The sequence below is a fragment of the Cellulosimicrobium sp. JZ28 genome (assembly GCF_015327065.1).
Classification (GTDB): domain Bacteria; phylum Actinomycetota; class Actinomycetes; order Actinomycetales; family Cellulomonadaceae; genus Cellulosimicrobium; species Cellulosimicrobium funkei.
Map to the genome: position 1 here is coordinate 3,472,498 of NZ_CP017660.1, position 20,945 is coordinate 3,493,442.

Annotated in this window: 19 protein-coding genes; 6 read left to right on the forward strand and 13 right to left on the reverse strand. The window is 73.2% G+C overall.

Translation table 11 applies throughout. The features are described from left to right. The first annotated feature begins 530 nt into the window (after positions 1 to 530). Complete coding sequence (locus BJP59_RS15590) at positions 531 to 1,088, forward strand: DUF6318 family protein (protein WP_228485452.1); 558 nt, start codon at positions 531 to 533, stop codon at positions 1,086 to 1,088. A gap of 332 nt (positions 1,089 to 1,420) precedes the next feature. Continuing rightward, positions 1,421 to 1,987: a hypothetical protein gene (locus BJP59_RS15595; RefSeq protein ID WP_194521369.1), complete on the forward strand. Its 567-nt coding sequence runs from the start codon at positions 1,421 to 1,423 to the stop codon at positions 1,985 to 1,987. Between the two features lie 89 nt (positions 1,988 to 2,076). On the opposite strand, the gene BJP59_RS15600 is transcribed toward BJP59_RS15595, so the two are convergent. From BJP59_RS15600 to BJP59_RS15635, 8 genes are all read right to left on the reverse strand, one after another. Beyond that, the gene (locus BJP59_RS15600; RefSeq protein WP_194521370.1) at positions 2,077 to 4,260 is read right to left on the reverse strand and encodes a family 43 glycosylhydrolase; all 2,184 of its coding nucleotides are present in this window, start codon (positions 4,258 to 4,260) and stop codon (positions 2,077 to 2,079) included. Positions 4,261 to 4,434: 174 nt separating this feature from the next. Continuing rightward, a complete protein-coding gene (gene mug, locus BJP59_RS15605) occupies positions 4,435 to 5,016 on the reverse strand; it encodes a G/U mismatch-specific DNA glycosylase (protein WP_194521371.1) in 582 nt (193 codons plus the stop codon). A 21-nt stretch (positions 5,017 to 5,037) separates the two neighbouring features. After that, on the reverse strand, positions 5,038 to 5,691 hold the full coding sequence (locus BJP59_RS15610) for a class II aldolase/adducin family protein (protein WP_194521372.1): 654 nt from the start codon (positions 5,689 to 5,691) through the stop codon (positions 5,038 to 5,040). Next, complete coding sequence (gene otnK, locus BJP59_RS15615) at positions 5,688 to 6,938, reverse strand: 3-oxo-tetronate kinase (RefSeq protein ID WP_194521373.1); 1,251 nt, start codon at positions 6,936 to 6,938, stop codon at positions 5,688 to 5,690. Before otnK ends, BJP59_RS15610 begins: the two co-directional genes overlap by 4 nt. Positions 6,939 to 7,033: 95 nt before the next feature. Further along, the gene (locus BJP59_RS15620; RefSeq protein WP_194521374.1) at positions 7,034 to 8,041 is read right to left on the reverse strand and encodes a TRAP transporter substrate-binding protein; all 1,008 of its coding nucleotides are present in this window, start codon (positions 8,039 to 8,041) and stop codon (positions 7,034 to 7,036) included. Positions 8,042 to 8,136: 95 nt separating this feature from the next. Further along, positions 8,137 to 9,393: a TRAP transporter large permease gene (locus BJP59_RS15625; protein WP_021482371.1), complete on the reverse strand. Its 1,257-nt coding sequence runs from the start codon at positions 9,391 to 9,393 to the stop codon at positions 8,137 to 8,139. Positions 9,394 to 9,396: 3 nt separating this feature from the next. Beyond that, positions 9,397 to 9,981, reverse strand: a complete 585-nt coding sequence (locus tag BJP59_RS15630; protein ID WP_074803496.1) for a TRAP transporter small permease — start codon at positions 9,979 to 9,981, stop codon at positions 9,397 to 9,399. Beyond that, on the reverse strand, positions 9,978 to 10,976 hold the full coding sequence (locus tag BJP59_RS15635) for a zinc-dependent alcohol dehydrogenase (RefSeq protein ID WP_081896026.1): 999 nt from the start codon (positions 10,974 to 10,976) through the stop codon (positions 9,978 to 9,980). Before BJP59_RS15635 ends, BJP59_RS15630 begins: the two co-directional genes overlap by 4 nt. 235 nt (positions 10,977 to 11,211) lie before the next feature. Here BJP59_RS15635 and BJP59_RS15640 point away from each other — a divergent pair, with 235 nt between their 5' ends. After that, positions 11,212 to 11,949, forward strand: a complete 738-nt coding sequence (locus BJP59_RS15640) for a FadR/GntR family transcriptional regulator (protein WP_194521375.1) — start codon at positions 11,212 to 11,214, stop codon at positions 11,947 to 11,949. Positions 11,950 to 12,054: 105 nt separating this feature from the next. Here the strand turns inward: BJP59_RS15640 and BJP59_RS15645 are convergent, their stop codons facing one another. From BJP59_RS15645 to BJP59_RS15660, 4 genes are all read right to left on the reverse strand, one after another. Beyond that, positions 12,055 to 13,008 (reverse strand): HNH endonuclease, encoded by a 954-nt coding sequence (locus BJP59_RS15645; protein ID WP_021481975.1) that lies wholly within the window; start codon positions 13,006 to 13,008, stop codon positions 12,055 to 12,057. A gap of 109 nt (positions 13,009 to 13,117) precedes the next feature. Then, positions 13,118 to 14,347, reverse strand: coding sequence for a type II toxin-antitoxin system HipA family toxin (locus BJP59_RS15650; protein WP_194521376.1), 1,230 nt, complete (start codon positions 14,345 to 14,347; stop codon positions 13,118 to 13,120). Beyond that, complete coding sequence (locus BJP59_RS15655) at positions 14,340 to 14,621, reverse strand: helix-turn-helix domain-containing protein (protein ID WP_021481977.1); 282 nt, start codon at positions 14,619 to 14,621, stop codon at positions 14,340 to 14,342. The genes BJP59_RS15650 and BJP59_RS15655 overlap by 8 nt, the downstream gene beginning before the upstream one ends. 197 nt (positions 14,622 to 14,818) lie before the next feature. Then, a complete protein-coding gene (locus tag BJP59_RS15660; protein WP_194217027.1) occupies positions 14,819 to 14,983 on the reverse strand; it encodes a hypothetical protein in 165 nt (54 codons plus the stop codon). A 126-nt stretch (positions 14,984 to 15,109) separates the two neighbouring features. Here BJP59_RS15660 and BJP59_RS15665 point away from each other — a divergent pair, with 126 nt between their 5' ends. The 3 genes from BJP59_RS15665 to BJP59_RS15675 all read left to right on the forward strand — a co-directional run bounded on the left by BJP59_RS15665 (position 15,110) and on the right by BJP59_RS15675 (position 18,173). Continuing rightward, positions 15,110 to 16,342 carry a saccharopine dehydrogenase family protein gene (locus BJP59_RS15665; RefSeq protein WP_194521377.1) on the forward strand — a complete coding sequence of 411 codons (1,233 nt, stop codon included), beginning with the start codon at positions 15,110 to 15,112 and terminating at the stop codon, positions 16,340 to 16,342. A 149-nt stretch (positions 16,343 to 16,491) separates the two neighbouring features. After that, complete coding sequence (locus BJP59_RS15670; protein WP_194521378.1) at positions 16,492 to 17,436, forward strand: hypothetical protein; 945 nt, start codon at positions 16,492 to 16,494, stop codon at positions 17,434 to 17,436. Positions 17,437 to 17,537: 101 nt separating this feature from the next. After that, positions 17,538 to 18,173, forward strand: a complete 636-nt coding sequence (locus tag BJP59_RS15675; protein ID WP_194521379.1) for a glycosyltransferase — start codon at positions 17,538 to 17,540, stop codon at positions 18,171 to 18,173. Between the two features lie 289 nt (positions 18,174 to 18,462). On the opposite strand, the gene BJP59_RS15680 is transcribed toward BJP59_RS15675, so the two are convergent. Then, positions 18,463 to 20,940: an OmpL47-type beta-barrel domain-containing protein gene (locus tag BJP59_RS15680; protein ID WP_194521380.1), complete on the reverse strand. Its 2,478-nt coding sequence runs from the start codon at positions 20,938 to 20,940 to the stop codon at positions 18,463 to 18,465. Positions 20,941 to 20,945 lie beyond the last annotated feature (5 nt).

Consider the following 20,945-nt stretch of genomic DNA (forward strand, 5'->3'; position numbering starts at 1 on the left):
CCCGAGGCCGGGGAGGTGGGGCCCGGCGCGGCGCCGCGGGGCGCGCCCGGGGAGCCCGAGGACTCCGGGGTGAGAACGGTGGTCACAGCACAGGTCCGCTCGTCCGAGGGTGCAGGTCACGGCCGGCGCGGCACCCGTCCTGCGGGTGGGCGGCCACTCGGAGCATAGGAAGCGGAGGCGCCGGTTTTGTGCCGGAATGGGCGGGTGCGGGGACGGGCGTCGCGCAACGTTCACCGAGCCGTGCCCACCGCGCCACCCGCACCTGTGGAGCGGTCACGTGGTGGACACCTCGTGAAGCGTCGTCCACAGGGCGGGACGGACGGTTCCGCGTCGCACGGCGTTTCGCTAGGTTCGTGGCGTTCGCGCGGTGCCGCCCGGTCCGGGCCGCGCCGCCCGGTTCGCGGGCAGGGGGTCTGGTGAGTCGTACGCGTCATGCGCCGGTCGAGGAACGACCGGCAGGAACGGTGAGCGCCCGAGCGCTCCGGTCGAGAAGCAGTGCCCGACGGCGAGCGCTCACCCTGGGCGTCGTCGTGACGGCCGGATGCCTGGTCGCCGGGTGCGCCGGCGGGGGTGAACCCGCACCGTCACCTCCGGTCGAGACGTCGGCCGAGGCGTCTGAGACGGAGACACCCGAACCCGAGCCGACCACGACCGGGCCGCCGAAGCCCGAACGACCCGCGGCCATGGAGCGCGACGACGCCGAGGGTGCTGCTGCAGCGGCGGAGTACTTCCTCGAGCTCTACCCGTATGTGATGAGCACCGGCGACACGGCCGAGTGGGACGCCATGACGTGGGCCGAAACGTGTGACTTCTGCACCTCCGTAAGCAGCGAGGCGAGAAGCATCCGAGACAAGGGAGACGCGTTCAGCGGAGCAGAGATCACTCTGTCGAACGCCAACGTCGGCGCATTCGACGATCTCATCGGCGGTTACCCGATCCTCTTTGACTTCGACCAGTCTCCGCATCGCAGAGTCGCGCCTGATGGAAACGTAGTTTCTGAAGACGACGGCGAATCGGGACAGCTCCAGATCGACGTGCTTGAAAAGGACGGAAACTGGTTGGTGCTCGCAGTCGGAGGATCGGACTAGTGCACCGCGTCGCTCTCCTCACTCGAACAGCCACCACGCTCCTTGCCATCGGGCAAGGCGCCGCTTACTCCGCGGACGACGGCGGAATCTTCTCATCCGAGTTCCAAGACGATCAAGCGATCGTCCATGCGCAGCAGACACCGCACGGCGGCACCGAACACGTCCCGCAAGCGGCAAACGGCGGTCCCGCATCGGAGGCCTTTCGGCGAGGACCTGCCTACCGCTGCTTCGACGGCGACACCGCGACGACGTTTCCGGGGCTGGTACAGGCATGCCCGGGCGGACAGACCCCGGTCGACCACACCCAGGCGTGCGCGCCGGAGGAGTTCGCGATGGACCCGCTCTTCCGCCAGACGTGGACGAACGCCCCGGACGGGTCACGCACCGCGGTGTCGGGCTGGGAGTTCGTCGACGACGGGTCGTGCGTCGGCGCGGCGGACCTCACCGCGGAGGCGGAAGCGGCCTTCCGCCAGCTCACCATCGCGCCGTCGCCCGTCGTCGTGCAGCCGCCGGACGGCTGGACCGTGGTCAACGTGCCGACGATCACCTACACGGAGCCCGAGGAGCAGGTGCTCGACACGACGCTTCTCGGCATCCCGGTCCAGATCCGGGCGACCCCCCGGTCGTTCACCTGGGACTACGGCGACGGGAGCGGTCCGGTGACGACGACCGACCCGGGCGGCGCGTACCCGCACCACACGGTCGCGCACACCTACGACCAGCCGGCGGACCGGGTGACGATCACGCTGACCACGACGTGGTCCGGGCAGTTCCGGATCACCGGCACCCCGAGCTGGACCGACGTCACCGGCACGGCGACGACGACGAGCACCGCCGACCCGCTGCGGATCTACGAGGCCCGGTCCCGCTTGGTGACCGACGACCTCCCTGACTCCTGACGGGACCGCCTGCGTGAGGCCGAGGAGCCGGACGACCGCGGTGCCGCCCATCGGCCGGGCGGCACCGCGGTCTGCTGGTCAGGAGGCGGCTACGCGCAGGTGAGCGCGTCGTACGCGGCCGTCACCTCCGTCGTCGTGCCGGCGACGTCGGTGACCGCGACGAGCGCCTCCCCCGCCTCGAGCGCCCCGCCGCGCACCTTGAACGACTGGTACGCGCTCTTGCCCGGGTCCACCTGGGCGAACGCGCGCTCGCCGTGCGGGGTGGTGACGGCGAGGGCGACGGTCTCGTCGCCGTCGTTCGTCGCGCGGACGGCGAGGTACGGGGTGCCACCGAGGCAGCGGGGCTGCGCGGTGACGGTGACCTGCGGGTCGACGGGCGGCGCCTCGGCCGGGAAGACGTCGAGCGCGTCGAGCTCGGTGTACCAGGTGAGCTTGGTCAGGGTGACGGTGTTCCACCCCTGCTGGAGCTCGACCTGGTGCGTGACGGACTGCCAGTTGCCCCACGTGGTGTGCGGGAAGGTGACGACCCCGGCGTCGGCGCCGTTCACCGTGACCGTGCTCGTCGACGGCAGAGTGTAGCCGCCGCGCTCGGAGCCGTTCGCGAACCGCACGCCGAGCGTGTACGGACCGGCCTCGTCGGCGTGGACCTGGAGGGCGACGGAGCTGTCGAGGAAGTCGAGCCCACCGACCTTCTGCCCGCCCGACGCCCCGGCGGCGCTCCCGACGGAGCCGCGCGTGATGACGCCGTCCTCGAACTCGTACCGCGTCGCGTCCGACGGGATGACCGGCGGCGCCGACGGGCGCGGGTCGCGCGTCGCGGGGTAGACGTCGAACGCGTCGAGCTCGGTGTAGAACGTCGCGCGCGTCAGCGTGATCGTGTTGGTCCCGGCGACGAGGTCGACGAGGTGCTCGGACGTCTGCCAGTTGCCCCACGTGGTGTGCGGGAAGACGACGGTCTCCGTCACCGCGCCGTTCACGGCCAGCGTCCCGGTGGACGGGACGCGCGCCGCGCCGTCCTGCGAGCCGTTCGCGAACCGGATGCCGAGCACCGCCGGCCCGGCCGCGTCGGCGTGCACCTCGACCGTCACGGACGAGTCCGCGAAGTCCAGGCCGCCGACCTTCGCCCCGCCCGACGCCCCGCCGTCGGCCACGACGCGCGCGTTCGTCACGACGCCGTCCTCGGCCTGGTAGCGGTCGGACGCCTGCGGGACGGACGGGACGCCGTCGGCCGACCACTCGAGGTCCGCGACGTACATCGCGCGGTACGTGAACGCCGCGTTCCAGCCGTGGAAGACGATCGCGTCCGAGCCGTCCGGTGCGGTGACGATGTCCTGCCCGCCCGGGCCGCGCACGTCGCCCTGGAAGCGGTCGCTCGTCATGAGCTCCGTCGTCGCCTTGGTCCACGGCCCGGCCAGGCTCGGCGCCGTCGCGTACGACGTGCGGTACGCGCCGCCGTAGAAGTCGTTCGCGGAGTAGAACAGGTAGTAGGTGCCGTCGCGCTCGACGACGGTCGGCGCCTCGACGACGCGGCCCTCGTACGCCGTGTCGACGCGGATCAGCTCGGTGGCGGGACCGGTCAGCGTGGTGCCGTCGGGCGACAGCGGCTGGGCGAAGATGATCGCCGTCTTGCCGGTGCAGCAGTTCCCGTCGGCCTTCCACAGCAGGTAGAGCTGGTCGCCGTCGACGAACGTCCCGGCGTCGATCGCTCCCCCGAGGTCCTCGGTGCCGTCTTCGCCGTTGGGGCAGACGAACGGGTCGTCGCCGACGGGCTCGAACGGCCCCTCGGGCGAGTCGGCGAGCGAGAGGCCGATGCACTGGCGCGGCGACGTGGCGTCGCGCGCCGTGTAGTAGAGGGCGTACCCGCCCTCGACCGCGGCGACCTCGGGCGCCCACACGCAGCGGTCGGTCGCGCCGCCCGGCGAGAACGTGCACGCCTCGCTGACCCACGCGCCGAGGTCGGGCGCGACGTCGGTCGGGGCGCTCCACGTCACGAGGTCCGTCGAGGTGCGGTGCTGCACGTTCCGGCCCTGGTCGTTCGTCGCGTAGGCGTGGTAGACGCCGTCGACGAGCAGGATGTCCGGGTCAGGGAAGTTGGCGTCGACGACCGGGGCGATCGTCGGGGCGACGGCGGCAGAGGCTGCGGCGGGTGCAGCGGGTGCCGCCGACGGGACGGCGGTCGCGGCGGCGGCGCCCGAGACCACCAGCCCGAGCGCGACGAGCGCACCCGTGACAGCGGTGGCACGCGTGCGCGCCCGGGACAGGGAGAGCTTCATGGGGTGTCTCCTCGACGGTGAGGGGGCAAGAACCCGGGACGGCGTCGACCTCGGGATCTCGAGTCTCCCGGGCCGATTCACACAAGTCAACAACTTCTCGCAAGAGTCAACAAGCAAGATGTCGCGGCCAGGGCACGCGCAGGCGGCGACAGCCCGGCTCGCCCCGCGCGGCGCTCACGCCCGACGGCGGTCCGGCAGCCCCGCGGCGACGCGCAGCTCCGCGTACGCCGCGCCGAGCGTCGCGACCGTGTGGTGCGCGTTGAGGCCGCTCGGGTTCGGGAGCAGCCACGCCCGCGCGGGGCCGACGCGCCGCTCCAGCGGGCCGGTCGCGGCGCGACGGTCCGCGAAGGCCGTGCGGTACGCGCCCAGGCCGAGCACCGCGACCCAACGCGGCCGGTACGTCTCCGCCGTCTCGACGAGGCGGCGTCCGCCCGCGACGATCTCCTCCGGCGTCAGCTCGTCCGCCCGCGCGGTCGCCCGGCGCACGACGTTCGTCATCCCCAGCCCGGCGTCGAGGAACGCGTCGCGCTCCCACGGTCCCAGCACGCGGTCGGTGAAGCCCGCCTCGTGCATCGCCTTCCAGAACCGCGTGCCCGGGTTCGCGAAGGGCAGCCCGACCGCCGCCGAGTACAGCCCGGGGTTGATCCCGCAGAACAGCACGTCGAGGTCAGGCCACAGCCAGTCCTCGATCTCACGGCCGCGCGCGGCGGCGAGGTCGTCGGCGGTCGGGCGCGCGTACGGCGGGTCGGTCGGCACCGGACCATCCTCGCGCGGACGTCAGCCCCAGGGCTGCCCGTACGCCTCGACGAGCTCGCGCACCTCGTCGTCGGTGAGGAGCCGCGCGTCGAGCCGGTCCCCGAGCAGCAGCCGGACGCGCGCCGCCTCCTCGATCTCGACCGCGCGGTCGACGGCCTCCGCGACCGTGCGCCCGGCAGCGATCGACCCGTGGTTCTGGAGCAGGGCGCCGTGGAAGCGCAGCGCGCTGCCCCGGACGCGCTCGGCCTGCGCCGGGTCGCCCGGCGCGGCGTACCGCACGAGGGGCACGTTGCCCACGCGCATGACGACGTACGGCGTGACCGGCGCGAACGCCGTGTGCTCGCGCCACGGAGCGAGGCACGACGCCGCGACGGCGCTCGGCGAGTGGAGGTGCACGACGCAGCGGTACCCCGGGTCGCGCGCGTACATCGCGAGGTGCAGCGGCCACTCCTTGGTGGGCCGCGGCGTCGGGCCGTCGCCCTCGGTGACGGGGGTGCCGTCGAGCGTCGTGCGGGCCATCTGCTCGGCGGTGAGGGTCGCGAGGGACGTGCCGCTCGCGCTCAGGCGCACCTCGTCGCCGACGCGCACGGACACGTTGCCCGACGTCCCGGGCGACATCCCGCTCGCGGCGAGACCGCGCCCGGCGGCGAGCAGCTCCTCGACCAGGTCGCTCATGCGAGCTCCTCCCACGCGGTGACGAAGAGGTCCTCGGTGCCGAAGTTGCCCGACTTGAGGACGAGGTTGACGTCGTCGGCCCCGCGGCGGCGACCGCGCAGCCAGGACACGCCTGGGCTCAGGAGCTGCCCGACCTCGAGCACGTGCACCCCGAGCCCCTGGACGACGCTGCCCGACGTCTCGCCGCCCGCCACGACGAGCTGCGTCGCGCCCGCCTCCGCGAGCCGCGGCGCGAGCGCGGAGAACAACCGCTCGACCACGGCGGGGGCGTCCGCGGTCACCGCACGGCCGCGCGCGACGTCGTCCGGCTCGCCCACGGAGTACACGAGCACCGGCCGGTCGGGCTGCTCGGCCCAGCGCTCGCGCGCCCACGCGAGGAGCCGCTCGACCTCCGCGCCCGGGTCCGCGAGCGCCGCCGCGACGTCGACCTTCTGGTGCGGCAGGTGCGGCAGAGCCGCCCGGACCTGCGCCTGGGTGGCGCGCGACGCGCTGCCCGCGAGCACCGCGCGTCGGCCCGGGACGGCGGCGATGTCGCCGAGCGTCGCGCCCGTCGGGTCCAGGCCGAGCGCGAGCCCGGAGCCGCCCGTGACGAGCGGGGCGTCGGACGTCGCGCGGGCGACGACGGCGAGGTCGTCGTTGTCGATGCTGTCGACGACGACGTACCGCGCACCCTCCGCCTCAGCCGCGACGATCGCGCCCCGCAGCGCCTGCTCGCCGGCTCGCACGACGCCGACCGGCACCTCGGCGACCGGGTGCGCGGTCTGCGCCGCGAGGAGGTTCGCGACGCGCGAGTCCCACATGGGGTTGAGCGGGTGGTCCTTCATGGGGCTGCGGTCGAGCGGGTCGTCCCCCACGAACAGGTGGCCGCGGAACACGGTGCGGCCCGCGTCCGGGAAGCCGGGGACGACGACGGCGCTGCGCGCGCCGGTCTCCTCCAGCAGCGCGTCCGCGACGGGCCCGATGTTGCCCTCCGGCGTGGAGTCGAACGTCGAGCAGTACTTGTCGTAGACCTGCGTGACGCCGAGCGCGGCGAGCGCACGGTAGGCCGCGCGCGCCTGCTCCACGGCCTGGGGGGCGGGCACGGAGCGGATCTTCAGCGCGACCACGACGGCGTCGTGGTCGGCGAGGTCCGCGAGGTCGTCCGGGCACGGGACGCCCAGCACGACGGCGGTCCGCAGACCTCGCGCCCTCCAGTTGCCGGCGAGGTCGGTGGCCCCGGTGAAGTCGTCGGCGATCGCGCCGCGCATCGGTGTCTCCTCTGGTCGGTCGGGTCGTCGGTCGTTGCGGGCGTCGCGGGCGGCGCGGTCGACGCGCCGCCGCGGCTCGGGGCCGCGGTACGGCGTCACGCGTCGCCCGAGCGGATGCGCTCGGCCCACTCCACGACCTGGGGGTCGACGTGGTCGAGCACCTCGGACGAGGCCTCCGCCCACTCGGCGCGGTCGATCTCGTGCAGCTCGACGCCGCGCTCGACCAGGAAGTCGACGTTCTCCTGCCGCTCGGCGATCGACGTCTCGCGGTACCAGGAGGAGACGTCGTCGATCTCGGCGTCGACGATCGCGCGGAGGTCGTCGGGCCAGCCCTCGTAGGCGTCGGCCCAGACCTGGAAGTGGAAGTTGCCGAACACGTGCTCGGTGAGCGTGACGTGCGGCGCGACCTCGTAGAACGAGTTGAACCGCACGACGTCGATCGGGTTCTCCTGGCCCTCGACCGCGCCCTGCTCGATCGCGGGGAAGACCTCGCTGAGCGCGAGCGGCATGGGGCTCGCGCCGAGCGCGTGCCACGTGTCGAGGTAGGTCTGCTGGGTCGGGACGCGCAGCTTGAGGCCGCGCGCGTCGGCGAGCTCGGTGACGGGACGCTGCGTGTTGAGCACGCGCCCGCCGCGGTACATCTGGCCGAGCAGCAGGAACCCGGAGTCCTCCCGGATGGCGTCGATGATCTCGTCGCCGAGCGGGCCGTCCCAGACCTCGAGGAACTGGTCCTCGTCCTCGTAGAGGAACGGCACGCCCTCGATCGCGGCGAGGTCGGTGTAGCGCTCGAGCGAGCCGACGGACTCGACGACGATGTCCACGGCCCCGAACTCCAGGCCCTCCTGCATGTCCTCCCAGCTCCCGAGCTGGGAGGCGGGGTAGACCTCGATCGTCACGCGGCCGTCGGAGGCGTCGGCGACCTGCTCGGACAGCCGGTTCGCGGCGCGGTCCTGCAGGCTCCCGGCGCCGTACGAGTGGCCGAGGCGGAGCAGCAGGTCGGGCTCGGGGTCCGTCGTCGTGGCCGCGCAGCCGCCGAGGGCGAGCGCGCTCGCGACGACCAGGGCGGCGACGCGACGGTGCGGCGCGGTGGTTCTCTTCCCCACGGGAAGCTCCTTCGTGTGCGGGGCGGGCGAGGGCGCGGGACGCCCTCGCCCGCCGGGGTGCTGGTGCCGGTGGCGGGTCTCGACCGTCGCGCCGGCTAGTACATGCCGGTGAGGACGGGGACGTACGTGACGAGGAACAGCAGGGCGACCGAGACGCCGAGCCACGGGAGCATGTCGCGCAGCGCCCGTTCGGCCGAGATCCCGGCGATCCGGCTCGTGATGAGCAGGTTGATCCCGACGGGCGGCGTGATGAGCCCGATCGCGAGGTTGATGACGACGATCAGCCCGAAGTGGACCGGGTCGACGCCCGCGGCCGTGACGATCGGCAGGAGGATCGGCGTGAAGATGATGATCGCCGCGTTGCCCTCGACGACCGTGCCGATGAGCAGCAGGATCACGTTCGCGACGAAGAGGATGAGCAGCACGTTGTCCGTGAGCCCGAGCACGGCGTCGGCGACGATCTGCGGCGTGCCGCCGGTCACGAGCGCCCACGAGTAGGCCTGCGCCATGGCGATGATGAGCATGATCGCGGCGACGAGCATCGTCGTCTCGCGCATCGCCTTGACGACCCGCTGCCAGGACAGCTCGCGGTAGACGACGACCCCGAGGATCACGGCGATGAGGACCGCGACCGCGCCGCCCTCCGTCGCGGTGAAGACGCCGAGCCGGATGCCGCCCAGCACGACGACCGGGATGAGCAGGGCCGGGAGCGCCTTGGCGGCGGTGCGCACGAGCTCGCGCGCGCCCACGCCGCGCTCGGCCGGGTAGCCCTTCTTGCGGGCGACGAGCCAGCCCGTGACCAGGTAGACGAGGCCGAACCCGAGGCCGATGTAGAGGCCGTGGAAGAACAGCGCGCTGATCGAGACCTCGGCGGCGACGCCGTAGATGATCATCGTGATGCTCGGCGGGAGCACGAGCGCGACGATCGACGCCGTCGCGGTGACCGACGCCGCGTCGCCGGGCGCGTAGCCGCGGCGCAGCATCTGCGGGATGAGGAGGCGGCCGACCGACGACGCGTCCGCGACCGCCGAGCCGGACATGCCGCCGAACGTGATGTTGGTCAGGACGTTGACGGCCGAGAGCCCGCCGCGGATGCGGCCGACGATCGCGTAGGCGAAGTCGATGAGGCGCTGGGTCACGCCGCCCGCGTTCATGAGCGAGCCGGCGAGCACGAAGAGCGGGATCGCGAGGAGCGGGAAGGAGCGCATCCCGGCGACGAACCGCTGGGCGCCGACCTCGGGCGGCACGCCCTCGGCGGCGAGGCTCGCGAACGAGGCGAGGCCGACGGCGACGCCCACCGGGGCGCCGATGACGAGGATGAGGAGGAGGAGCCCTCCGAGGATGAGGGGCATGGGTCAGACGTCCTTGTCCTGGGAGGTGGGCGCGACGAGCTGCTCCGCCTCGGCGATGTTCGCCTCCACGGCGTCGTCGGGGGTGTCGAAGTCGCCGCGCAGCGCCTCGACGAGCTTCTCGACCGCGTAGACGCAGGAGAAGCCCATGCCGATCGGCACGACGACGTACATGGCGAGCAGCGTGATGTCCGTGCCCGTCGCGATGGTCAGGCCGGTCATGAGCTGGCGCGCGCCCGTCGGGAGCATCATCGCGGCGTAGACGGCGACGAGGCCGAACAGGCCCGCGGAGAGCGCGTAGCCGAGCGCGACGAACGCGCGGCGCACCTTCCCGCGCAGGCGGTCGAGGAGCAGCGTCACGGCGATGTGCTCGCTGCGGCGCACCGCGACGGGGATCGCCGTCATGACGCACCAGACGAACGCGAGCGTCGCGAACTCCTCGGACCACACGGTCGGGCTGTTGAGCACGTACCGCATGAAGACCTGGAGCACGAGGACGGCGCTCACGAGCGTGATCGCGACGCCCGAGACCACGAACAGCGCGCGCTCGGCGCCGGACAGGACGCCGCGGACGGCGCGGGCCGCGCTCACGGGACCATCACCAGCTTGACGATGTCCCCCGGCCCCTCGGCGGCCATGGTCGTCGTGATGGCGGCGCCCTCCTCGAGGGAGGTCGTGCGGGACACGAGCACGTCGGCGAGCCCGGGGTGGCGCGCGAGGACGTCGAGCGCGGTGCGGAAGTCGTCCTTCGTGTACATGGCCGTGCCGAGCAGGGCGATCTCGCGCACCTGGAGCTGCCCCACCGGGACCGGCACGGGCTGGTTGAACACCGCGACCTGGACGATCGCGCCGCCGGGCGCGACGGCCTCGAACGCGCGCTCGACGAGCGCGGGCACGCCCGCGGCGACGAAGACGGCGTCGTACGAGCCGGGCTCGAGCGCGGCGTCGGGCCGGTGGACGCCCGTCGCGCCGACCGCGCGCAGCACCTCGTGGACGTGCTCGCGCGGCTCGACGACGTCGACCACGGTGCTGCCGCCGTCGGCGAGGACGCGCGCGACGAGCGCGCCGATCGTGCCGCCGCCGAGCACGAGCGCGCGCTCGCGGCGCCGCTCCCCCAGCTGCGCGACGGCGTGGGCCGCGACCGCGACCGGCTCGGCGAGCGCGAGGTGCTCGTCCGCGACGCCGTCGGGCGCCGGGACCAGCGTGTACGCGGGCACGACGACGTGCTCGGCGAACGAGCCGTCCCACTCGGCGACGCCGAGCATCTGCTTGCTCGCGCACAGGTGGTAGCCGCCCGTCGTGCACAGGTCGCACGTGCCGCACGGGCGCTGCGGGTCGACGACGACGCGGTCGCCGACGGCCACGTCGGCGACGTCCGGGCCGACCTCGGCGACGCGGCCACCGGCCTCGTGGCCGGAGATCAGCGGCGGGACGCGGAACGGGTGGGTGCCGCGGAGGGCGGCCAGGTCGGAGCCGCACACCCCCGTGGAGGTGACGGCGAGGAGGACCTCGCCGGGGCCGGGGACCGGGCGCGGGATGTCGACCACGTGGGCGGTCCCGGACGTCTCGAATCTGATGGCGCGCATCGTGGAACAGCTCTTTCCCCGCGACTGGGAAGCCGCGTTGCTCTGCGTGCGGGTGAGGGGAGACCTGTCGGCACGGGTGCCCGACGTCGGACGCTCGGCTCAGCAGGTTGAGTGACTGTATCCTGTCATACCAGTTGAGCCAACCCCGTCTCACGACCGTGAGCACGGACCGCGTCCGGGCAGGTCGCGGCCCCCGTGAGGCAGAATGGCGCGGTCGTCACCCCGAGGAGGAACGGTGCCCGAGCCCGATGCGACGCTGCCGACGAGCGGCATCGTGCGACAGCGCCGGCTGTCCGACCAGGTCGCCGACGCGATCCGCGACGACATCCTCGCGCGCGAGCTCCAGCCCGGCGACAGGCTGCCCTCCGAGCGCGAGCTCTGCGAGTCCTACGGCGTCTCCCGCACCGTCGTGCGCGAGGCCGTCCGCGCGCTCACCGCCAAGGGCATCGTCACCGCCACGCCCGGCTCCGGCCTGAGCGTCGGGCGCACCAGCATCGACGACGTCGGCCAGATGCTCCAGATGTTCCTCCACCACGGCCCCAACGTGCCCTACCTCCAGCTCCACGAGGTCCGCGCGACGCTCGAGGTCGCCGTCGCCGGCATCGCCGCAGAACGCATCAACGACGCCGCGCTCACCGGCCTCGCCGACCTCGTCGACCAGCTCCCCGGGCACGCCGACGACATCGTCGCCGCGTCCAAGAACGACTACGCCTTCCACCGCGGGCTCGCCGTCGCGACCGGCAACGACTTCTTCGTCATGCTCTACGACGTGCTCGGCGAAGGCCTCATGGAGACGCGCGTCGCCACGTTCTCCTACGACCCGCGCCGCATCGACGTCGTCACGCGCGCGCACCGCGCGATCGTCGACAGCCTCAACGCGCACCGCGCCGACGGCGCCCGCGCCGCGATGCTCGACCACCTCACCGAGGTCCGCGAGACATGGGTGCGCCACCAGGACGGCGCGCCGGCCTGAGGGCTCGGGTCACCGCAGCTCCCGGTGGTGGCGGACGCGGACGGCCTCAAAGGCGCCCTGAACCTGCCCCCGGTTGGCGTCACCGAGCACGAGACCCGGACCCGATCACGATCCCCGGCGGTCCTTCCATGCGCGAGTCGCGAGCTCGAAGTGACCGTCGACCAGATCAGTCCGGGGCCGCTTCGCCTCGTCGAGCACCAGCTCTCGATCGGCCAGCTCGCGCAAGAGCGTGAAGCGCTCGGACAGCGCGGGGTCGACACGCGCGCGCCAGGTCTTCGGGTCGATCGTCAGCACGAGCCGGTCGAAGAGTCGATGGACGTCCGCGCGAAGAAGGAGTCCGCCGTGCGGGTCGTGACGAGGTGCCTTGGCGTACGAGTACAAGTGCGCGGCGTCCAAGACCTGCTCGGGCTGCGGACCTGTGACCGCGCACACCGCGCCGAACCGGTCGATCAGGCCTTGTCGAAACTGCGCCTGCCCTCGACGCGCCTTGGCGACCGACTCGATAAAACCCCCGAGCGGCCCAACCGCGCGCGAGATCTGCACGAAGAACTGCCCGTCGACGCCCGCGAGCTGCCCGATCAGGCGTTCCGCGGCAGCTGCGTCGAGCCGACGGATCGCGTTCTGCTGGTCTCGCTGAGCGTAGACGCCAAGGAGCTGGCGCACCGGAGCCGGCGAGGGTAGCGGGAACCACCACGGTGCATAGTGCGCGACGAACTTCGTCACGACGAGCGGCTCGACGAGGGGTTCGTCAAACTCTGCCTTGCACTTGGCACAGCGATACTCCGGCATCACCGACTTGCGCCGAGAAAACCCGGTACGGCGGCACAGAGGACAACGCTGCATCAACTTCTGTCCCTCGGCAGCGTCGATCCGCTCGACGACTCCGAAGCCGAAGATGAGTTGCGCGTCTCGGATCAGGAGGATGTCGCCCTCCCGGATCCGGGAGCTGTTCACGACGTTCGAGTCGTACTCATATCGCTCTCCGTAGCGGTCCCCGTACAACGCGTCCTCGCTGACGGCAAACACATGGGAGTAACAGCTCCAGACGGATCGCTCCACACGCCTCGCCTCCTCGGGTGCGTCCAGAGCTTAGTCGCCCGGATCACGGAAGGAGGAGCTGGTGCGACTCGTCGATGTCGCGCGCGGCCCTCGCCAGCCCGGTTCGCCACTACCCCGCCGGGCGTCCTGCCAGGAGATTCCGCGTGAAGCCGAGGATCTCGTCGCGCAAGCCTGGCTGCGCCCGCGAGTCCGGCGTCTCGCTCGCGACGACCGAGGCGACGTCGTCGAGCGTCGAGCGGACGACGTCGCTCGCCGCTCTCGATCCCCACGCCTCGCCCTCGCTGACGAGGTCTCCGGCCGTGACGGCGCTGTGGACGTAGACGCCGTTCACCGCAAGAGCCAGCAGACCGTCGGTCGGCTGGTGCCGCAGCGGCACGACGTCGTACATCGGCGCCACCCGCGCCGAGCCGTCCGGGAGGTGGAGCATCGAGACGTTCTTCGCGTGCATGTCGAGGTTGCCCACCGCGACGGTCAGGGTGATGTACCGCAGGAGCTGGTCGACCGCCGTCGGACCTGCGGCTCGCCGTAGGACCTGCGCGATCCGGACAAGGCTCACCTTTCCGCCGATCTCCTGGTACTTCTCGTCGCCGCGTGCTCCGAGCGCCTGGTTCATGTCCTCCTGGTGGAGGCGTCCGCGCGGGGCGTCGGGAGACCGGTCGAAGCGCTCGATGACGAGCGCCGTCCGGCCGTCGAACTCGTGCAACCGGGGTGTCCCGTGCGTGAGGCCCAGGCGTGCGGCGATCCGTGTCGCGTACTCCTCGTCGTAGATGATCGTCGGGTTCGCCGTGGAGTGAGGCTTGAGGATGTGGGTCGAGGGGTACCCGTCGTGCACCTGGTGCCACACGTCGTCGACGAGGGCGAGCACGATCTTGTCCTGCACCCCGGCCAGGGAGGACTTCCCGGAGTACGGGGAGTTGCCGAGCGGCATGCCACGGGTGTCACGGAGGAGCGCGCCGACCTGCTCGTCGGTGAGCGGTGTCGCGCGCGGCGTCCGTGGCTCGCCCGGCGCGTCCGGGTCGTAGAGCTCGACGGCGCCCGCGACGTCGCGCCCGTAGCGCGCCAGCAGTCCGACGACGTCGGTCTCGCTGAGCCGCGCCCGCGCGGCGAGGTCGCTCAGGACGCGGCCTTCCGGGAGGAGCTCGGCGAAGTAGTTGCGTCGCCGAGCCGCGCGGGCGCGGTTCTCCACGAGACTCAGCGGTACCGACTCCGACAGCACGGTGCTGCCCGGTGCCCAGTGCTCGAGCACGGATCGGTCCGTCCTGAAGTCGAACGTGCGCGAGCTCGTCCCCACCAGATGACCGACGAGCCGGCCGTACAGCTCGACGCGGAGGTCAGCCATCGAGCTTCTCCACGTCGTCCCCGCCTGCCCCGGAGAGGTCGTCGCCGACCGGTTCGTCGATCTCCGCCCACAGCCGGACGCCCGTCGCGTCGAGCATGGCGAAGAGGCGCTCCATGAGAAGACCTGGCTTGCCGTTCTCCATCTCCCAGACCCACTTCTGCCCGATGCCGAGCTGGTCGGCCAGCTGCCGCTGGCTCGTCCCGCGCAGCAGCCGGCCCTGCTGCAAGGCGAAGCCGAGCAGCTCGGGACTCGTGATCTCGATGCGGACCGCCATACCGCCTCCGACGACGTCGATAGTGAAGTCATCCTAGACGACGTCAGTATCGAAGTCATGGAGGGTGACGTCGATATCGACGTCGGCGGAGTGGGGCGCTGCTGGCCTCCGGGCGCGAGCCGCCCCGAGCCGCCGTCCACCCAGCACGCGGCAAGCCCCACCGAGCGCACGCCGTGAGGGGATGCGGGCCGGTACGGTCAGCGACCGTCGAGCAGTCCCATCGCGACGCCGACCACCAGCACCGCCACGATGACGACGACGCACCACAGCACGCCGACGAGCCCGGGCCGGGGCCCATCAGGCCGTCCGCCGTCGTCGGGCGACCCGTCCTCGCGCCGCGGGTCGTCAGGCTGTCGGTCCATACCGCCAGGACACCACGCGGGCCGCGGGCGAGCGCGGGCAGAGAGCGGCCGGACCCCGCCGACGCGCGAGCCCCGGCACCGCTCCGTAGTCTCGCGGGATCCCTGGTTCCGGCGAAAGGCGACCCCATGACCGATGCCCCGACCCCTCCCCCGGCGACGGGCCGCATCGTGCTCCTCGGCGCGACGGGCTACACGGGCACGCTCGTCGCGCACGAGCTCGTGGCGCGCGGCGCGCGGCCCGTGCTCGCGGGTCGGTCCCAGGACCGGTTGGAGGCGCTCGCCGCCGACCTCGCCACAGAGACACCAGCCGCGACGGCACCGTCCGCGGCCCGCCACCGCGCCGAGCCCGCGGGCTCGCCCGAGGGCGGGGGCCCGCCGTCGGACACCGCTGCGCGCACGCCGCTCGAGACCACGGTCGCGGACGTCGACGACGCGCGGACCGTGCGTGCTCTGGTCGGACCGGGCGACGTGCTGGTCTCGACGGTCGGGCCGTTCGGGCGGCACGGTGGTCCGGCGGTCGAGGCCGCGATCGACGCGGGCGCGGTGTACCTCGACTCGACGGGTGAGCCGGCGTTCATCCGGCGCGTGTTCGACGAGCTCGGGCCGCGCGCCCGGCGCACGGGTGCGGCGCTGCTCACGGCGTTCGGCCACGACTGGGTGCCCGGCAACCTCGCGGGGACGCTCGCGCTCCAGGACGAGGGCGCCGAGGCGGCGCGTCCGGAGATCGGCTACTTCCCCACCGGCGGCGGCGTGAGCGGCGGCACGCGCGTGAGCGCGCTGGAGACGGCGCTCGAGCCGTCGTACGCGTGGCGCGACGGCGGTCTCCGGACCGAGCGTGTCGCGGCGCGCGTCGTCACGTTCGACGTCGGCCCCGGCCGGCGCGTGCGGGGCGTCACCGCGGGCGGCACCGAGCCGTTCACGCTCCCCGGGCTCGCGCGGGGGCTGCGCGACGTCGAGGTGGCGCTGGGCGTGTCCGGTCCCGCGGTGCGGCTCGCGCCGGTGGCGACGGCGGTCGCGACGGCCGCGCTGCGCGTCCCCGGGCTCGGCGACGGCCTGCGGCGGCTCGCCCGCTCGCGCAGCGGGTCGAGCGGCGGGCCGGACGAGGCAGCCCGCGCGGCGTCGCGCACGCACGTGCTCGCGGTCGCACGCGATGCCGAGGGCAAGGTGCTGCGCCGGGCCCGACTCGACGGTCCCGACGCGTACGACCTCACGGCCCACTACCTCGCGTGGGGCGCGGCGCGAGCAGCGGCCGGCGAGACGAACGGGACGGGAGCGCTAGGCCCGGTCCAGGCGTTCGGCCTCCACTCGCTGCTGGCCGCGACCCGCGCCGCCGGCACGACGGTGACCACCAACTGCTGACGACCACGCCCTCACCGCCCGTCGACCACGGGGTTGCCGACCAGAAACAGCCGCAAGAGGTCGCCATCCCCGTGTTCGCCTGGAGAGGGGTGGGCAGGGCGGGGCGGCAGGTGGGCCCGGCGGGGCAAGGCGATCGTAGGATCGGGGTGATGTCTGACCACACGACGGGGGCGCCGTCCGCCCCTCATGACGAATCGCCCCTGCCTCCGTCCGCCGCGCTCGCGCGCAAGACCGCGGACCCGAAGGCCATCCTGCGGCTGGTGGGCAACGACGAGTCCGTCGACGACCTGCCCCGCACGCCCGAGGGGCTCATGGAGCCGCCGTCGGGCGTCGGGACGAAGATCCGCAACGGGGTGCTGCTCGCGCTGCTGTCGGGCGGGTTCGTCTGGCTCGTGACGGTCAACGCGTGGGACCACGACGGCTTCTTCCCGTGGTTCTGGAACGTCGTGTGGACGATCTTCCCGTGGGTCTTCCTCGGCCCGATGTGGGCGGGCTACGCGCGGTCGCTGCGCCGGTCGCGCGACGACGCCCCGCTCTACGCGCAGTACCACCGCGACCGCCTGGCGGCGACGCGCGAGGCCGGGGTCGTGACGGCGTCGGTCACGGACCGGACGGAGTCGGGCGGCGTCGCGCACTGCGCCGTGCGCGTGCGGCACGGGGCGCTGACGACGACGGTCACGCGCCTCGCCCCGGTCACGAACCTGCTCCCGTCGGAGGTCCCGCAGCCCGGCGACCCCGTGGTCGTCTGGCGCCTGCCCGGGGAGCGGGTCGTGGTGCAGGCCCGCCGCGACCGCACGCGCGCGCTGCACGACGCCGCCCGGGCCGCGAGCGCGACCGTCGCCGACGCACCGGTCGCCGACGACCCGACGACCGACGCGGACGCCCCCGCGTGGGGCTCGCCCACGCGCTCGTCGTCCTCGACGACCACCACGTACACGACGACCCGGATGACCCGCGGCGCGGGCACCCCCGAGGTGACCGTGCAGCACGGCGTCGCCGCGGCGCTCGCCGAGCTCGCGAGCCTGCACGCCGCCGGCTCCCTCACCGACGACGAGTTCACCGCCGCCAAGCGGATGCTCCTCGGCGGCTCCTGAACCGACGAGCCCTCGAGCCCTCGAGCACGAGGTTGCTGGCGGTATCGCCGCGAGAACGACAGCGACGTCATGCTCGGCGCCGACCCGGCAGACTGTCCTCCGTGAGCAGCAGCCGCCGACCCCGGCAGCCGTACCGGCCGACGATGGTGTGGACCGCGGTGCGCGGCGGGGTGCTCGGTCGCGAGCGCCTGACGCCCGTCGTCGACTACCTCGCGGTGCTGCTGATCCTGCTCGCGCTGTGCGGCGGTGCGGCGGCGTTCGCGATCTGGCTCCTGCGGAACGACGAGGGGTTCGCGGCCGCCCTGATCGGCATCGTCGCCCTCGCCTTCGGCGGCGGGCTGCTGGCGTACGTGCGCGGGCCGTCGAAGCACGCGGTCGTGCTGCGGCCGCACGAGGTCGAGCTGCCGGTGGGTCGCGCTGAGGTGGCCCGGGTCGTCGTGCGGTGGGACGACGTCGCGCGCGTCCACGTCGTCCGGGGCGAGGGGCACCCGTCGCTCCGGGTCGAGCTGCACGACGGCGCGCGGGCACGCCACGCGGAGGGCGAGGACCTGCTCCAGGGCCGGCCCGCGCACGGACCGGACCCCGACCCCGTCGTCGTGACCGACCCCGAGGCGGTCGCGCGCATCCTGCGGCACCTGCTCGACCACCCGGAGGACCGCACGCGCCTCGCCCAGCGCGGCGGGCTCGGGATCGTCCTGGCCTTCGTCCGCCCGGTGTACGGCGAGCCGCCCGCCTGACCGGTCCGCGCGGCGTCGGGCAGCGTAGTCGCCCTACCTCCTGCCCGACGGCGCGGCGCGCCCCTCCCGTGCTCCCCCTCCCCGCGGGGCAGGCCGAGCACGACCCTGCGCGCGGTCGAGAACGACGTTGCCATCGAGATCCCGCCCATGGCGACAGCAACGTCGCGCTCGGCGCACCGGGGGTGTCTCTCGGACCCAGGGGGCCGGGGACGACGACGGCCCGGGCCCGCTCCTGGAGGGAGCGGGTCCGGGCCTTCGCCGGTCGGACGTGCTGGTGGGACGGGTGCTGTCAGCGGCGACCGATGTCGGACAGCTGGGCCGCCGTGATGACGAGGTCCCGCTCGGCGTCGTCGAGGACGCCGTCGAGGACGAGGTCCTCGGTCACGAGGCTCACGTGGTCGACGAACTCACGGTGCGTCGCGTACTCGTCGTTCTCGGCGACGTGGTCGTTGACCGTGCAGCCGGTGCCGTCGTCGTAGTTCTGCACCGTGCTGTCGTGGCCGTCGATGATCACGGTCGGGCGGATGTCCGAGCCGACGCAGCGGTCGCGCACGAGCTTGAGGACCGTGAAGGTCACCTCGCCGCTCGTGACGTTCCCGACGCCGTCGACCGCGCGGTACCGGACCACGTGCTGGCCGTCGGCCGCGAACGCGACCGGGGCCGCGTAGCGCTGCCACGCGCCGTCGTTGGCCTGGAACTCGATGCGGTCCACGCCGGACTCCTCGTCGACCGCCGTGAGGGTGACGCGCGCGCTCGCGACGAAGTCGCCGTCGCGCGTGCGGCTGCCGCTGACGCCCGCCGTGACGACGGGGCCGTCGGTGTCGCCGCCGGGCTCCTCGCCGCCCGCGATGACGAACGTGACCGTCTTCGGGGCGGACACGTTGCCCGCGACGTCCGTCGCGCGGTAGGTCACCGTGTGCGACCCGGGGGTCCGCACGGAGATCTGCTTGGCGTACGGGGTCCACTCACCGCCGTCGAGCTGGTACTCGACCGACGCGACGCCGGAGTCGGCGTCCTTCGCGAGGAGGCGCACGAACACGTTGTCGAGGTACTCGCCGGCCTCGTTCTTGTCGCCCCCCATGACGCGGTGGTCGACGGTCGGGGCGACGGTGTCGCCGCCCTGGCCCGCGACGACGTCGAACGTGACGGTCGCCGGCTCGCTGACGTTCCCCGCGACGTCGGTCGCGCGGTAGGCGAGCGTGTGGCGGCCGGGCTCGTCGACGACGACGGCCCCGGTGTACTCGGTCCAGCCCGCACCGTCGAGGTCGTACTCGACGGTCGCGACGCCCGAGCCGTCGTCCGTGGCGGTGAGCAGCACGGACGCGGAGCCGACGTAGGCGCCGTCCTCGTCCTGCTGGCCGCTGAGCTCGGTCGCCACGACGGGGGCCGTGGTGTCCTCCTCGGCCTCCGCGACGACGACGAACTCGGTGACGGTCTCCTCGGAGACGTTGCCCGCGACGTCGGTGGCCCGGTAGACGAGCGTGTGCTCGCCGGGCTCGTCGACGACGACCGGCTCGGTGTACGGCTGCCAGCCGGCGCCGTCGAGGTCGTACTCGACGCTCTCCACGCCGGACGCGTCGTCCGTCGCGGTGAGCGTCGCCGTGGCGGACCCGACGAACGCGCCGTTGCCGTCCTGCGTGCCGGTGACCTCGGCGGTGACGGTCGGCGCGGTCGTGTCGTCCTCGCCGCCGCCGGCGACGACGGTGAACGTCACGGAGCCGACCTCGGACACGTTGCCCGCGACGTCGGTCGCCCGGAAGGACACGTTGTGCTCGCCGACCTCGGTGAACGGCACCGTGGTCGTGTACGGGAGCCACGCGCCGCCGTCGACCTGGTACTCGACGGACGCGACGCCCGAGCCCTCGTCCGTGGCGTGGAGCATGAACGCGGCCGTGCCGACGTAGGCGCCGTCCTCGTCCTGCTGCCCCATGACCATGGGCTCGACGACCGGGGCGGTCGTGTCCTCCTCGACGTCGCCCTCGACGACGGTGAAGGTCGCGGACTGCGCCTCGGACGTGTTGCCCGCGGCGTCGGTCGCGCGGAACTGGAGCGTGTGCGTGCCGACGGCGTCGACGACGAACGGCTCCGTGTAGGCCTGCCAGCCCGCGCCGTCGAGGTCGTACTCGACCCCGGCCACGCCGGAGTCGTCGTCGGTCGCGTCGAGCGTCACGGTCGCGCCGCCCACGTAGGCGCCGTCGCCGTCCTGCTCGCCGGTGACGAGCGCGGTCACGGACGGGGCCGTGGTGTCCTCGCCGCCGGTGCCGCCGTCGGTGACGACGAGCTCGCCCCACATCTCGCCGTGCCCGGGGATGGCGCAGAAGTAGCGGTACTTGCCCGGGGTGAAGGTGACCTGCGCCTCGTGCCGCCCGCCGTTCGCGTCGAACGGGCTCGCGAGGATGTTGAGGTTCACGTCGTGGTTGTAGCCGGGCGACGACGTGTCGAACGTGAGCGTGTGGCTCATACCGAACGTGCTGCCGGTCGCCATGCTGTTCTCGAACACGATCGTGGCGGGGCCCGCCTCGGCCGTGGCGGGGAAGGCCTTGTAGTCGGTCACGCTGTTGTCCGCGGTCCACGTGAGGACCTGCTCGGCCGCGACGGTGGCGTCGGCGACGGAGAAGACGGACGACGGCGCTGCCGTCCCTGCGGGGGACGCGGACGCCGGCGCGACGGTGAGGACCGTCGTCGCGGTGAGCCCGGCGACCGTGGCGGCGAGGAACCGCCGCGCGCCGCGGCGGCGGACGCCGCCGGGACTGGTACGTCGTTCCATGAGGG

What these genes read in the sequence shown, in the direction of transcription:
- BJP59_RS15595 (WP_194521369.1), top strand. Translation starts at nt 1,421, where the DNA reads ATGGACCCGCTCTTCCGCCAGACGTGGACGAACGCCCCGGACGGGTCA.
- BJP59_RS15600 (WP_194521370.1), bottom strand. Translation starts at nt 4,260, where the DNA reads ATGAAGCTCTCCCTGTCCCGGGCGCGCACGCGTGCCACCGCTGTCACG.
- BJP59_RS15610 (WP_194521372.1), bottom strand. Translation starts at nt 5,691, where the DNA reads ATGAGCGACCTGGTCGAGGAGCTGCTCGCCGCCGGGCGCGGTCTCGCC.
- otnK (WP_194521373.1), bottom strand. Translation starts at nt 6,938, where the DNA reads ATGCGCGGCGCGATCGCCGACGACTTCACCGGGGCCACCGACCTCGCC.
- BJP59_RS15625 (WP_021482371.1), bottom strand. Translation starts at nt 9,393, where the DNA reads ATGCCCCTCATCCTCGGAGGGCTCCTCCTCCTCATCCTCGTCATCGGC.
- BJP59_RS15635 (WP_081896026.1), bottom strand. Translation starts at nt 10,976, where the DNA reads ATGCGCGCCATCAGATTCGAGACGTCCGGGACCGCCCACGTGGTCGAC.
- BJP59_RS15650 (WP_194521376.1), bottom strand. Translation starts at nt 14,347, where the DNA reads ATGGCTGACCTCCGCGTCGAGCTGTACGGCCGGCTCGTCGGTCATCTG.
- BJP59_RS15655 (WP_021481977.1), bottom strand. Translation starts at nt 14,621, where the DNA reads ATGGCGGTCCGCATCGAGATCACGAGTCCCGAGCTGCTCGGCTTCGCC.
- BJP59_RS15660 (WP_194217027.1), bottom strand. Translation starts at nt 14,983, where the DNA reads ATGGACCGACAGCCTGACGACCCGCGGCGCGAGGACGGGTCGCCCGAC.
- BJP59_RS15665 (WP_194521377.1), top strand. Translation starts at nt 15,110, where the DNA reads ATGACCGATGCCCCGACCCCTCCCCCGGCGACGGGCCGCATCGTGCTC.
- BJP59_RS15670 (WP_194521378.1), top strand. Translation starts at nt 16,492, where the DNA reads ATGTCTGACCACACGACGGGGGCGCCGTCCGCCCCTCATGACGAATCG.
- BJP59_RS15680 (WP_194521380.1), bottom strand. Translation starts at nt 20,940, where the DNA reads ATGGAACGACGTACCAGTCCCGGCGGCGTCCGCCGCCGCGGCGCGCGG.